Raw genomic sequence first — 12,894 nt, 5'->3', positions numbered from 1 at the left:
TTCACAGCTCCTTTGGCTTATTTGCGGTTCAGAATCCACTCATGATCCGGATCGTTATGGAACTTCCAAACTCGCTGCGGACCGGCCATGACATTCAAATAGTAGGACGAATATCCGTCGGGCACGCCTACCGGGTGATACCCTACGGGCACGATCACGACGTCGCCGTGTTCCACCGCCATCGTTTCGTCCAGGCTGCGGTCGTCCGTATACACCCGTTGGAACACGAAGCCCTGCTGAGGATCGAGTTCATGATAATACGTCTCTTCCAAAAACGACTCCTGCGGCAGATTGTCCCGGTCATGCTTATGCGGCGGATAACTGGAGAAGTTGCCGCCTTCCGTGTACACTTCGACCACGAGCAGACTGCTGGCGGAGGAATCGGAATCCGGCAAAATGTTGTGCACGGTGCGCTTGTTTTGATACTTGCCGCGTTCTTCGGTTCCGACGTCTTCGGCTTTGATCAGCTTGGTCGGCAGCGGCTTGACCGAAGGCGAGTAGCACAGCGCCACTTTGGCTTCCGACCGTCCTTGTACCTTGAACGAACGGCCGCCCGAGACGAACACGCTGTCCGTGGCTTTTCGATCGAACACGCTCTCTCGCGTACCGATGTTCGCAAAAACATGCTCGCCCTGCGTCACGTCGATCCGTCCGGTCAACGCCACGATGCAGCATTCGTCTTCGGTCAGCGCCTCCTCGTAGGAAGCGCCCGGCGCAAGCTCGATCAACCGAAAGCCGACGTACCGCAACCTGGAGTCCCTTTTCATCACTTCCTGCAAAATCTTCGCTTCCCCGCGCATTTCGTTCAGCGGCTTGCGCTGCAAATGACTGACCACGCCTACTCCTCCTTTTGAATCGAAAAATGTTCCGTCGGCCGTGTCGTCTTTATTCGAAGTTTGGCTCGGTGTAGCGCGCCGTCACGACTTTTTTGCGGGTATAAAAGTCGACGCTGTCTTTGCCGTTGGCGTGCAGCGTGCCGTAAAACGACGATTTCCAGCCCGAGAACGGGAAGAACGCCATCGGGGCGGGAACGCCCAGGTTGATTCCCAGCATGCCGGCGTCGATGTTTTCGCGGAAGTAACGGATCGCATGGGCGTTGCCCGTGAACAAGCACGCGCCGTTGGCGAACTCCGATTTGTTGGCGATATCGACCGCTTCTTTCAGGTTTTTGACGCGGATCACGGACAGCACGGGCGCGAAAATCTCGTCTTTCCAGATCGTCATCTCCGGCGTCACGCCTTCGAAGATCGTCGGACCGATAAAGTAACCGTCGTCCGACATCCGATCGCGTCCGTCCGTCAGCAGCGTCGCGCCTTCCTGGATGCCTTTTTCGATATAAGACAGCGTACGCTGCTTGTTTTCTTCGCGAATGACGGGTCCGAGGAACACGCCGTCGTCCAGCCCGTTGCCCATTTTGACGCCGAGCGTTTTTTCTTTGAGCCGGGCGATGAATTCGTCCGCGATGCCTTCTTCGACCGTCAGCACCGCGCAGGCCATGCACCGTTCGCCCGCCGAACCGAAAGCCGCGGACACGACGTTGGTGATCGTGTCGTCGATATTCGCGTCGTTCAGCACGATCGTATGGTTTTTCGCTCCGGTGAGCGCCTGCACGCGTTTGAGGTTTTCGCTGCCTTTTTTGAATACGTATTCGCCGACCGGCTTGGACCCGACGAACGATACGGCTTTGACCTCCGGATGCTCCAAAATGCCGTTGACCACGTCATGCGCGCCGTACACGATATTAAACACGCCGTCCGGCAGTCCCGCTTCGGTAAACAGTTCGGCCAAACGTTCGGTCAGCAGCGGCGTGCGTTCGGACGGCTTGAGGATAAAAGCGTTGCCGAGCGAGATCGCCATCGGGAACATCCAGCACGGCACCATCATCGGGAAATTGAACGGAGCGATGCCGCCGACCACGCCGAGCGGATAGCGATAGTTGGCCGCTTCCACGTCCGTCGCGATGGTAGCGAGCGAATCGCCCATCATCAGGGACGGCGTCCCGGCCGCGAACTCGACGTTCTCGATGCCGCGCTGCACTTCGCCGATCGCTTCGCTTAGGCTTTTGCCGTTCTCGATCGTGATCAGTCGGGCCAATTCGTCTTTGTGCGTGCTCAGAAGCTGCTGATAATTGAAAAGAATGCGGGCGCGGCGCGGAACGGCAACTTTTTTCCATTTCTCGAAAGCGGCTTGGGCAACTTCCGCCGCATGTTCGAGGTCTTCTCTCGTCGAAAGCGGCACTTGGCAAATCAGTTCCTTCGTCGCCGGATTGTAAACGTTCTCATATTGCGTCGTTTTGCTCTCTGTCCATTGACCGCCGACGTAGTTCTTCAATTTTCTTGCCGTTGTCGGAATCGCGCTCATCATTCGGCTCCTCTCGCAGTCGCTCCTGGTTTATGCACCAAAACCGCTGTCACTTTTGGTTATGTTTTGATTATATTTTCATGATATACAACCCTCTTCTTTCCGTCAAGTCCGGATGAAAATCATCAAAATATAATTAACTGTTGATTAACTTGAGCAACAACTTTATAATTCTGCGTATCAACCACACAGGAGAATGCCCATGAAGACGAGACGACTCCGGGATATCGAAACGTATATTCACAGCCGCAAGAACGTCACGTTGGACGAACTTTGTCTAACCTTCGACGTGTCTAAAAATACGATTCGCCGCGACATCAATCAGATCCTGCAAAAAGGCTCGATCGAGAAAGTGTACGGGGGCGTGGTATCGGCGGAAAAGCTGATCTCGTTCGAAAACCGCAATGTCGAGCGTCGAGACGAAAAAGCCGAAATCGGGCGGGCGGCGGCAGAATACGTCGAGGACAACGATCTGATCTTTATCGATTCCGGGACGACCACCTGCACGATCATGAACGTTTTGGACACGGATCGGCATCTGACCATTTTGACCAACAGTCTCGACGTGATCAATGCGGCCGCCGCGATGCCGAACGTTCATCTGCTCGTAGTGGGCAGCACGTATAAACGCAGCACGCGCTCTTTCGTCGGCGTCGACGATATGCGGGCTCTGGAAAAATACAACGTCAACAAAGCGTTCATGTCCGCGACCGGCGTCAGTCTCGCGCACGGCCTGACCAACTCGGACCTGCTGGAATACGAGATTAAAAAGTCGATCGCCAAACGAGCGGAAAAGCTGATTTTGCTGGCCGATTCGGACAAGTTCGGACGATCGACGCTGCTGACGTACGCCGCTTTTTCGGACCTGGACGTATTGGTGACTTCGAACGACTTGCCCGCGGATTACGTGCAGTCGTGCCGCAGCAACGGAATCGTGCTGCGACAGGTGTGACGGAGAACGATTCGGCTGCTCCGCTGCTCGGCGGCTCGGCGGCTCGGCGGCTCGGCGGCTCGGCGGCTCGGCGGCTCGGCGGCTCGGCGGCTCGGCTAACGGATTGTATATCCTTTAGAGACGCCGAAAACCCCCTTTTGCGATTTTAACGGATCGCATGTCCGTTGGCTGTCGATTTCGCTTCTTTTTTAGCCGGAATCAAGCCGAATTCTGCTCTAAGCGTCATCTGAATCCGTTAGGATTTTCGATCGGCTCCAATTCTCCTCTAAGCGCTGCCTCGATCCGTTAAAAATCGATCCGTCGACGACAAGTTCCTAGCAGCGCCCGATTTTGGCGCCGTCAGGGTTTTCCATCCGCGCATCCGTGCCTTAAGCAAGAAAAAAACCTTGTTCCCGGCTTATTTAGGGAACAAGGTTTTTTGTTGTCGGGTTGCTAATCGCGTCGAGTTGCTAATCGCCTTCACGCTTTCCGCACTTGCCCGAAACCATCAAGCCTGACCGACGGCCTGCCCTTCATACAGCGCCGGTTTCTCGTCGAGCTCGATCTCTTCGCGTTGCCCGCTCTCCTGCGCTTTTACGCAGGCATCCGCCGTCACCGCCGCGATATATCCGTCCCAAGCGGTCGGACCTTGCAGCTCGCCGCGCCCGACCGAGTCGATGAAATCCTGAATCTCGCGATCGTAAGCCTCGATAAAACGATCTTTCCAATCCATCAGAATGCGCGTGCCGAACATCGCTTCTTTGCGCAGCGAGATCGAAGACGGCTCCGGCAGCTTCACGATTCCGTCTTCGCCGATCACTTCGCACTGGATATCGTAGCCGTACCGGCAATTGACGAAGATTTCCGCCGTGATCAGCACGCCGCCGTTCGTCTCGAGCAGCACGACTTGAGGATCGCGCATATGGCTCAGAGCATGACGCGTTTTTCTCGGATAGGAGACCTGAACCGATTTGTAGTCGTCGCCAAGCAGCCAATGCAGCACGTCGATTTCGTGAATCAGCGTATCGGTAATCGCCATGTCGCTCGTATAGTTCGGACCGGATTCCGGGTTGCGGTGCGCGCATCGGATCATCAGCGGCTCGCCGATCACATGCTCGTCGATCGCCTGTTTGAGCTGCACATAACCGCTGTCGTAACGACGCATGAAGCCTACTTGCACCAGCCGTTTTCCATGCTTGATCTCCGCGTCCATGATCCGGCGGCAGCCTTCGGCAGTCGTCGCAAGCGGTTTTTCGCAAAAAACGTACTTGCCCGCTTCGATCGCCGCCAGCACGCTTTGTTCATGGGCAGGACCCCAGCTTGTGACCAGTACAGCGTCGATGTCTCCTTCAGCTAACAGCGATTGGTCGTCCGGATAGACGACCGCGTCCAATCCGTACTGCTCCACGACCGCGTTCGCCGCCGCTTCGTTCACGTCCGTCACGGCCGTAATCCGTCCCCCGGACAGATTGGACGTAATGCGCCGAATATGATCCCGTCCGATTGCGCCCGTTCCGATAACCCCGATTTTCAATGTCATGTTCCGTTCCTCCCGATATTGATCGATATGTGTTCTTTTCGAGTCAGACCTGCAAACGGTTCAGCAATTGCCCGTCTATGTAGCGCCGCGCGATCAAGGCATATTCCAGCGGATGCGCAACATCGGGATCTTGTTCCGCTTCGATCACGATCCAGCCGTAATAGCCGTGTTCCAGCAGCAGATCATAAACTTCCCGAAAATCAATACAGCCGTCTCCCGGCACCGTGAACATGCCGCTCAAAAACGACTGCATAAACGACTTTCCGCTCTCGCGGCAATCGTCCAGCACCGCCCGGCGCGCATCTTTAAAATGCACGTGACCGATCCGGCCGATATGCTTGCGCAGCAGCATCATATAATCCCCGTCGGATACGAAAATATGCCCGGTATCATACAACAAAGCCACCTGCGCCGGATCGGTGCCGTCCATCAGCCGATCGACCTCTTCCGCCGTCTGAACGCCCGTCCCCATATGATGATGATAAACGAGGCGCAGCCCGTATTCTTTTGCGACAGCTCCCAGTTCATTCAGTCCGGCACACAACTGCTCCCATTCGGCTTCGTTGAAGTTAGGCTTTTCCGCAAACACGTTCTGCTCCGTTCCTTGAATGCTTCCCGTCTGCTCGGATACGACGATGACATCGGCCTTCACTTCCTTCAAATATTGACACTGCTTACGAAACGGCTCGATAACAAGTTCAATCCCGTCGCGAATGATATAACTGCTGAACCACTGTCCGGCAATCCGCAGATTACGCAGCGCAAGCTCTTTGTTCAACGCTTGAGCATCCGGAAAAAAACCGCCGACCTCCGTTCCTTCGAATCCTGCGACGACGATATCGCTGAGCAGATGCGACAGCGTATTTCCCGCTCCGATCTCCGGCATATCGTCATTTCGCCAACCGATCGGCGCAATCCCCCAGCGAATAGGCTGTTCGTTCATATCTCTTCTCCTTTTTAATAGAGGGTAGATTTATGTTGTTTCTATGATGTATTGATTAACTTTTGATAAGGTTTGATTATACATTAAAGTTAAAAGCGCTTTCAGTCAACTTGTTTCTACGATTACGCAGATAAATCTTCCGATCGGGCTTACGGTATTCCGATTACGTTTTCCAAAACTTTTTTGCGCAAAACCGACTTTCGCTATAAGTTTGTCGATTATTGGCGCCGATACATAAAAAGAACTTAAATTTTAGGCATTTCAGATTAGGGAGGACCCTTCATCATGAATAAAAAACATCTATCGATCGCCCTTTCTTCCCTGCTCGCTTTACCTTTGCTGGCGCCTGCGGGGACGGCTCCGACCGCTTTCGCCGAGGGAGCGGATCAGGAAGTCGTCATTGTATATAAGAACGCCGACGGCAAAGAAGCCGCCATCGAACAAAGCGAAGAAGTACAGCACGAGTTCAAAACGGTTCCGGCCGTGGCGGCTACCGTAAGCTCGGAAGATCTGCGGGATCTCGTGGACAATCCGGATATCGACTATGTCGAACGCAATATTTCGTTCCAAACGACCGATTTCGAAACGACAAGCTATACGCCTCCGGCAACCGCCAAGGAAGCAGGCAACTGGAATTACCAACAAGTCGCGCCGAATACGATGTGGGATCAGGGTTTTACCGGCAATGGCGTCAAAATCGCCGTAGTCGACTCCGGCATTTCCGAGCATCCCGAGCTAAAAATCGCAGGCGGAATTTCGACGGTAGGAGACGGCACGAACGCCAATTATGCCGACGATAACGGTCACGGAACGCACGTGGCGGGCATCATCGCGGCAGACAGCGGTCAAGGCAACGTGGTCGGCATGGCGCCGGGAGCTTCGCTTTATGCCGTCAAAACATTGGGCGCCGACGGCAAAGGAACGCTGGTCGATCTGCTCGAAGGACTTGATTGGGCGATTCAAAACAACATGGACATCATCAATCTGTCGCTCGGCGGGGACACGGATGCCCAATCCCTTCACGACATGGTCGACAAAGCCTACAATAAAGGAATTTTGGTCGTCGCTTCCGCGGGCAACAGCGGAACGGCGGATAACCAAGATCAAAATACGGTCGGGTATCCGGCCAGATACGACAGCGTCATTTCAGTCGCGTCCGTCGATCAAAACCTGAACCATTCGGAATTTTCGTCGGCCGGCCCGCGCGTGGACGTCTCGGCTCCAGGAGAGGTGATCCGCTCCACATTCCCGATCGCTTTAGGCGTGTCCTATAAATATATGAGCGGCACGTCGCAGGCTGCTCCGCACGTAGCCGGCGAATTGGCTCTGCTCAAAGAGAAAAACCCTTCGGCAAACGCTTCTCAGCTGCGCGAGATATTGAACGGCTATGCCCTCGACCGCGGAACTCCGGGACGCGACAACCTGTACGGCAGCGGCGTGGTGACGTTCAAGCCGCAGATCGATTCGTCCGCTCCGGCCGAAGTCGGCAATGCCGTCGTGTCGGCGGCAGCTACGGACAGCCTGACGCTGAGCTGGACGCAGCCGACGGATCGCGACTTCAAAGAAGTTCGCGTCTATAGCGGCAGCGAACCGACGTTCACGACCGTAACGCAAAGCACGTATCAAGCGCTGAACCTTGCGCCGGATACGGCGTACGATTTCCGCCTCACGACGGTCGATACCGCAGGCAACGAATCGCAAGGCGTGCCGGTATCGGGACGTACGCTCGCGGCCTCCGTATCCGGATCGCCGAGCACCGGCGAAACGCCCGTGACCGCGGCGCCGACGCAACAACAACCGGTTCAACCGACGCCTGCTCCGACCGTTCCCGAAGTGATCAGCGCTCCGTTCGTACCGACTCCGGCTCCTTCCGGCGGCAGCGCGCAGATTCCTTCAGGCGGCGGTGGCGCAGCGCCGATTCCTTCGGGTGGAGGAGGTGGCGGCGGAGCGGCAGCTCCGGCAGCCGCAGCACCTGCGGCTGCGCCGGTCGCCTCGCCGTCTGTCCCGGCAGCCGTTCCGGCCAAGTCGCCGACTCCGGCTCCTGCCGCAACGACGCCGAACCCGTCGCCTTCGGTTCCTTCGACCGTGGCGCCGACGACTCCGGTTTCGGTCTCCATTCCGTTCCAGGATGTCCCTTCGACGTTCTGGGGCCGTGACACGGTGGCTTGGGCTTTTGAACGCGGCCTGGTCAAAGGCTACGCCGACGGACAATTCAAGCCTGGCGCAACGGTGACGGAATCCGAATTCCTGGCCATGCTGATCCGCGCTTTCGAGCCGAACGTGAAAAACTCGACGACGGGCACCTGGTCGAACACGTACTACGCTCGCGCGAAACAGCTCGGCCTGCCGACGAAAGGCAATGCGTCCAAAGCATCGCGCAGCCAGACCATCACGCGCGTTCAAGTCGCCGAAATGCTGGCATCCGCCAACGGCCGAAACCTTAAAGGAAACCAGGCGATCCAATACCTGCTTTCCGCCGGCATCGCCAGCGGCAGCAGCAAAACAAGCAAAACGGTCGCTTCGTTCAAAGGAAACGCCTCCCTCACCCGCGCCGAAGCCCTTCAGTTCATCAAGAACCTGACGGAAAAAGGCAACGGAAGCCTGAGCTGATCCGCTCCGGCCGAGCGCGCCGAGCTTATTGAATGACGCTTACGGCTTAACGTGAACGAATGGAATAAGCGGCACTGTCCATGGCAAGCGATATCTTCACCGCAAGTTCGCCAAAAAAAAGACGATCCCGAACAGCGTTCAACGCCCGGGGATCGTCCTTTTTTTTACGCAGCCTCGAGCAAAAAAACAATCTGGCGGCGGCATTCGGAAAGTCTTATGTTGTCCGTGCGCCGCAGTCCGTTTTTTCCGCATGCAAAAAGAACGGGAAAGCGCCTCGGCGACTTTCCCGTTCTTGCTTTTTTCCCAACCGATTATTTCTGATTAAGCTTATCTTCTTCATCCAAAAACGGCTTGTTGACCACGTAATACATAAAGCCCATCAGTCCTACGCCGCCGACCAGATTGCCGAGCGTGACCGGAACCAGGTTGTGCACGACGCCCGCCATCGAAATTTCCGCGGGATGGTCGACCACCAGCGCGATCGCGAACGTACACATATTGGCGATGCTGTGCTCGTAGCCCGAGATGAAGAAGCAGAACACGAACAGCATCATGGCGAACATCTTCGCGCCGTTTTCCTTCATGAACATCGGGACGAAGAACGCCATGCAGACCAGCCAGTTACACAAAATCGCGCGGAAGAAAAGCTGGCTCGTCGGCGCTTCCATCTTGTGCTGCACCACGTTGAGCAGGAAGCCGTTGATGTCGGGCGAAGCGAACAATCCGGTCAGGAAAATGAATCCCGCGAAAAAGGCCGCTCCGATCATGTTGCCGGCGTAGCTCGTGATCCAAAGCTTGACGACTTCCGTCCATTTGAGCTTTTTGCGCAGCGCCGCGTACGTATAATAGAACGTGTTGCCCGTGAACAAATCGCCGCCGCCGTAAGAGATCAGGATGATCGCCGCGCCGAACGTGAGCGCTGCCATCGGATAGGTCAGCGGCGAATCGGCGAGATAGAAAAAGCTGCCTGCCCGGAATGCGACGATAACGCCGAAGCCGATAAACATGCTTGCCAGGACCGAACGCAGGATGTAGCGGATGACGCTTTGCTTGTAGATTTTGTGCTTTTTGAGTGCCAGTAATTCAACGTTTTTTAGCGCTTCTGTTTCCATGTCTACCTCCGCTTTAGCCTGAGTTTTGTAGTACTGCAGCCGAGCTGCCACGGACCGGAATTGGGAAAATGTTCCGCTGATGCGATTGATTTATGCTTAACACGTCCGTTTGCCTTTGAATCATCTCCTCATTGTAACGGAGAGAAGCGGCGGCGGGTATGGGGAAGAAGAATTATTTTGAATTTGAACAGTCGAAATTATAATGGCGTGACATTCAGGCTCAATTTATTCTTTTTGCATACCTGATAGAATTCTTCTGAAATGATCGGCTTCAATGCGAGAACGTGCGCCAGCATGAAAAACTCGCGGCCGTCCACTTTTTCGGTATCCAGATAAGCTTTGAAAAGAACTTTGATCAGCTTGCGCGGCGGCTCGTGCACGGATGCGGCGATGACCGCTTTGCGGCCGTAATCCGAGCGCTCGTAGTCGAAGCAATCGACTTCGTCCGGAAGGTGCGCGATCCAGTAGGCCCGTTCGACCGGACGGCCGTTGTGATAGCGCAGGGCTGCCGGAATGAATTGAATGTCCGTTTTTTGCCGCTCCAATAAAATCTTGAACGCGTCCGATATGACCTTGGCTCCGTCGGTGGTATGAAAGTAGTCGTTTTTGAGATTGCGGATGCTCGAATGCAGCAGCACTTCGGCGACCGTATCGATAGGTAAACGGGTGCGTATCTGGCTGTAATAAGTCTCCAATTCGGGCACGAAAGTTACGCTGCCGTCCACGAATCCGCTTTTCGGCAGTTGGGATTCCAGAAAATAATAGTTCACGTGCCGAATCGCTCCTTTCTGGTTATGGAAGTATCCGTTCATTATAAAAGATAGGGGCATCTTAAAAAAAGCCACTTTGTCTCGAATGACAAAGTGGCTTGCAATATGCCGCAAAAGCTTTCGCGTACCAAAACGGCTTGACGCTCATTCGTTCAAAAAAAATCTTATGCCTGCGCAAGTTCCGAAGCCGGCTTCGCCTGACGCTCCTTCGCGTACACGATATACGTCAACAGGCTTAGAAGCGCGATACCCGCCATCATCCACTGCACGTAGGAAGGCGGCAGCGCATCCAGCATGCGTCCCGCCGTGACGGAGAACAATCCCCCGCCGACCGCGCAGCCCGCCATCAAAATGCTGGTGTTGCGCGCGATATTGCGCGGCATCAGCGTCTTGGCGTAGACAAGCGTTACCACGTACAGACCGGACAACGTCAGCCCCAGCAAGACGATCAGCGCATAGCCGATGACCGCGTTACGATTGATCGCGAACAGCGACAGCAGCACGATCATGCCGCCCCAATGGATAAACAGATACTTGCGATATCCCAGCTTCTCCGCTTCGTACCCCGCGAACATCCGACCCGCGATCATCGCGGCCCAGAACACGGTCACGCTGATCGGAGCCGTAGCCGCATCGGCCATGCCGGTCTCCAACATCAGCGACGGCAGATAATTGACCAGGCCGATATCCGTTGCTCCGTAGAAAAAGAACAACAAGATGAAGGCTGGCAGCATCAGCGCGCCCGGTGCCCGAAGAATGCGTTTCTTGCTTGCGGACGGGTGATTGGTTGCAGCGGCAGCCACAACTGCGCCCACCGGACCGGATGAAGCCGCGCCTGACGGAACTGCATTCGGCACTTCGGCTTTAAAAGCAGGTTTGAACAACGGCTCGGCATCTCCGAAGCGAACGAAACGGACGAACAACGACAGGAATACGCAGTACGCGGCAATGCCGAACAGCGCATAATTCCAGAACCCGCTCACGATCAGCATGCCGATCACCAATGGAAGAATCAACGACCCTACGCCGAAAGCCACTTCCAGTCGGCTCATCGCGATCGCCGCATTCGATTGCAGGCCTTCCAAAATAACGGCGGCGATGACCGACTCGATAATTCCGCCCAAGAAGCCGGCGAGCGCGAACCCTACCAATAGCAGCGGCCACGGCGGCAGGAACGCGATCAGCAGATACGAAGCCGCCACGCCCCAGGCTCCGATATGCAGCATCGTCTTTTTGGACATGCGATTCGCCAGCCACGGCTGGATCAGCATGCCGAAGATCGAAGCGCCGAATTCGATAAAGATCAGCGCGCCCGCATCCGTGTACACACGGTCATACAGCGGCAGCAGTACCGTAATAATCGAAGCGACAGTAACTTTGATGAAACCCATGAGGAGATAAAACAGGCTCCCCATCCAGACCAGCTTTTTCAAACGTCGTTCAGTCCTCCTTCAGCTTCTTGAACCTGTAACATCGCAATAAAAAACCGACCGTCAAACGGCACGATGCGGATCTTGATCTCGCCCAGTTTTCCGAAAACGATTTATATCCAAATTAAATCGATCCTTCTGCGAGCCCTTTTACTCTAACCAGATACAAAAAGAGGTCGATTCGGGATCTCCGGATCGACCTCTTCTCATGAAAGATTATACCGAAAATTACTGGTTGGTACAGAGGTTTTCAAGAAAAATGTTGCAATAAAATTTAAATTTTCTGAACGGGACTCATATCCGCGAAAGCATTCAGAATTCCATGCAGCATAGCAAAAGATTCCACCGTTCGTTCACTCTCCTGCACAATGTCCGCCGAACGCTGAATCGAAGGGATATCCGGCTTTAGATCGCTCTCCCAGACATCTAACATCGTATGGATGCAAGGCGACGACGTCTCCAGGTGAAACTGTACCGCAAGTACATGATCTCCCCATGCGTAAGCCTGATTCGCACAATATTCGGAACCTGCAAGCAAAGTCGCACCCGGCGGCAAGTCAAAGGTGTCCCCATGCCATTGCAGCGAGCGGAAACTGTCCGGCAACGCGGCCAATGCAGGATGCGCTTCATCATTGCGTTGAATGGTATGCCAGCCGATTTCCTTCAACGAGTGCGGATAGGCACGGCCGCCGAGCAGCCCGGCCAGCATTTGCGCGCCGAAGCAAATGCCGAAAACTTTGATCTCGCGGTCGATTGCGTTTTTGACAAAGGCTTTTTCCGGCGCAAGCCAAGGGTATTGATCATCTTCATACGCGCTGGTCGGCGAACCTCCGATGATGAGCAGACCCGTGTCGTCCAGAAGCGACGGATCGAGCTGCTGCTGCGTCGGGTTCAAGATCGTCAGGCGATGGCCTTCCGATTTCGCCCAATCGGTAAAGACGGCAGGATCGTCGAAATCGAAATGTTTGAGCAGAATCACGTTCATCGGCTACCGCTCCTTCTGTTTTCTGCTCATTATAGAGAGTCGAACCTGACGCCGACAAGGGATTCGGGAAGGTTGCAAATTAATGGTGGTTTCGTGCAAACAGCTGCGGGTTGTGCGGAATCGAGAGGCTCTTATTTGCGGGGAAGCGTGGGGCGGCTGCGATGCAAAACGGGCTTCTCAACGGCAGAAAGCTCCGAACAAGTCGGAGCTTT

The 12,894-nt window shown here is 55.0% G+C and carries 10 protein-coding genes; 2 read left to right on the top strand and 8 right to left on the bottom strand.

Annotated features, from left to right (window positions below; all coding sequences use genetic code 11):
- Positions 1-17: 17 nt before the first annotated feature.
- Both iolB and iolA read right to left on the bottom strand, forming a co-directional pair.
- On the bottom strand, positions 18-800 hold the full coding sequence (gene iolB / locus HRQ63_RS12510; RefSeq protein WP_172245054.1) for a 5-deoxy-glucuronate isomerase: 783 nt from the start codon (positions 798-800) through the stop codon (positions 18-20).
- Positions 801-885: 85 nt separating this feature from the next.
- On the bottom strand, positions 886-2,361 hold the full coding sequence (iolA, locus tag HRQ63_RS12505) for a methylmalonate-semialdehyde dehydrogenase (protein ID WP_172245052.1): 1,476 nt from the start codon (positions 2,359-2,361) through the stop codon (positions 886-888).
- A gap of 202 nt (positions 2,362-2,563) precedes the next feature.
- Between iolA and HRQ63_RS12500 the strand changes: the two genes are divergently transcribed.
- Positions 2,564-3,313, top strand: a complete 750-nt coding sequence (locus tag HRQ63_RS12500; protein WP_172244061.1) for a DeoR/GlpR family DNA-binding transcription regulator — start codon at positions 2,564-2,566, stop codon at positions 3,311-3,313.
- A 487-nt stretch (positions 3,314-3,800) separates the two neighbouring features.
- Here HRQ63_RS12500 and iolG read toward each other — a convergent pair whose 3' ends face one another.
- Both iolG and iolE read right to left on the bottom strand, forming a co-directional pair.
- Positions 3,801-4,832: a bifunctional inositol 2-dehydrogenase/D-chiro-inositol 1-dehydrogenase gene (gene iolG / locus HRQ63_RS12495; protein ID WP_172244058.1), complete on the bottom strand. Its 1,032-nt coding sequence runs from the start codon at positions 4,830-4,832 to the stop codon at positions 3,801-3,803.
- Positions 4,833-4,875: 43 nt separating this feature from the next.
- Complete coding sequence (gene iolE, locus HRQ63_RS12490) at positions 4,876-5,775, bottom strand: myo-inosose-2 dehydratase (protein WP_172244055.1); 900 nt, start codon at positions 5,773-5,775, stop codon at positions 4,876-4,878.
- A 285-nt stretch (positions 5,776-6,060) separates the two neighbouring features.
- Here iolE and HRQ63_RS12485 point away from each other — a divergent pair, with 285 nt between their 5' ends.
- Complete coding sequence (locus HRQ63_RS12485; RefSeq protein WP_172244052.1) at positions 6,061-8,385, top strand: S8 family serine peptidase; 2,325 nt, start codon at positions 6,061-6,063, stop codon at positions 8,383-8,385.
- A gap of 311 nt (positions 8,386-8,696) precedes the next feature.
- Here the strand turns inward: HRQ63_RS12485 and HRQ63_RS12480 are convergent, their stop codons facing one another.
- From HRQ63_RS12480 to HRQ63_RS12465, 4 genes are all read right to left on the bottom strand, one after another.
- Positions 8,697-9,497, bottom strand: a complete 801-nt coding sequence (locus tag HRQ63_RS12480; protein WP_172244049.1) for a formate/nitrite transporter family protein — start codon at positions 9,495-9,497, stop codon at positions 8,697-8,699.
- A 197-nt stretch (positions 9,498-9,694) separates the two neighbouring features.
- Positions 9,695-10,267, bottom strand: coding sequence for an imm11 family protein (locus HRQ63_RS12475; RefSeq protein WP_172244046.1), 573 nt, complete (start codon positions 10,265-10,267; stop codon positions 9,695-9,697).
- Positions 10,268-10,431: 164 nt separating this feature from the next.
- Positions 10,432-11,700, bottom strand: coding sequence for an MFS transporter (locus HRQ63_RS12470; RefSeq protein ID WP_172244043.1), 1,269 nt, complete (start codon positions 11,698-11,700; stop codon positions 10,432-10,434).
- A 271-nt stretch (positions 11,701-11,971) separates the two neighbouring features.
- Entirely contained in the window at positions 11,972-12,682 is a 711-nt protein-coding gene (locus tag HRQ63_RS12465) for a type 1 glutamine amidotransferase (RefSeq protein WP_172244040.1), read from the bottom strand.
- Between the last annotated feature and the right edge of the window lie 212 nt (positions 12,683-12,894).

The sequence above is a fragment of the Saccharibacillus endophyticus genome, assembly GCF_013185185.1.
GTDB classification, from domain to species: Bacteria; Bacillota; Bacilli; order Paenibacillales; family Paenibacillaceae; genus Saccharibacillus; species Saccharibacillus endophyticus.
This window is presented reverse-complemented; position numbering and strand designations above follow the sequence as displayed.

Bases quoted from the DNA above. Each gene is read 5' to 3' on its own strand.
- iolB (WP_172245054.1), bottom strand. From the start codon at position 800: ATGCGCGGGGAAGCGAAGATTTTGCAGGAAGTGATGAAAAGGGACTCC.
- iolA (WP_172245052.1), bottom strand. From the start codon at position 2,361: ATGAGCGCGATTCCGACAACGGCAAGAAAATTGAAGAACTACGTCGGC.
- HRQ63_RS12500 (WP_172244061.1), top strand. From the start codon at position 2,564: ATGAAGACGAGACGACTCCGGGATATCGAAACGTATATTCACAGCCGC.
- iolG (WP_172244058.1), bottom strand. From the start codon at position 4,832: ATGACATTGAAAATCGGGGTTATCGGAACGGGCGCAATCGGACGGGAT.
- iolE (WP_172244055.1), bottom strand. From the start codon at position 5,775: ATGAACGAACAGCCTATTCGCTGGGGGATTGCGCCGATCGGTTGGCGA.
- HRQ63_RS12485 (WP_172244052.1), top strand. From the start codon at position 6,061: ATGAATAAAAAACATCTATCGATCGCCCTTTCTTCCCTGCTCGCTTTA.
- HRQ63_RS12480 (WP_172244049.1), bottom strand. From the start codon at position 9,497: ATGGAAACAGAAGCGCTAAAAAACGTTGAATTACTGGCACTCAAAAAG.
- HRQ63_RS12465 (WP_172244040.1), bottom strand. From the start codon at position 12,682: ATGAACGTGATTCTGCTCAAACATTTCGATTTCGACGATCCTGCCGTC.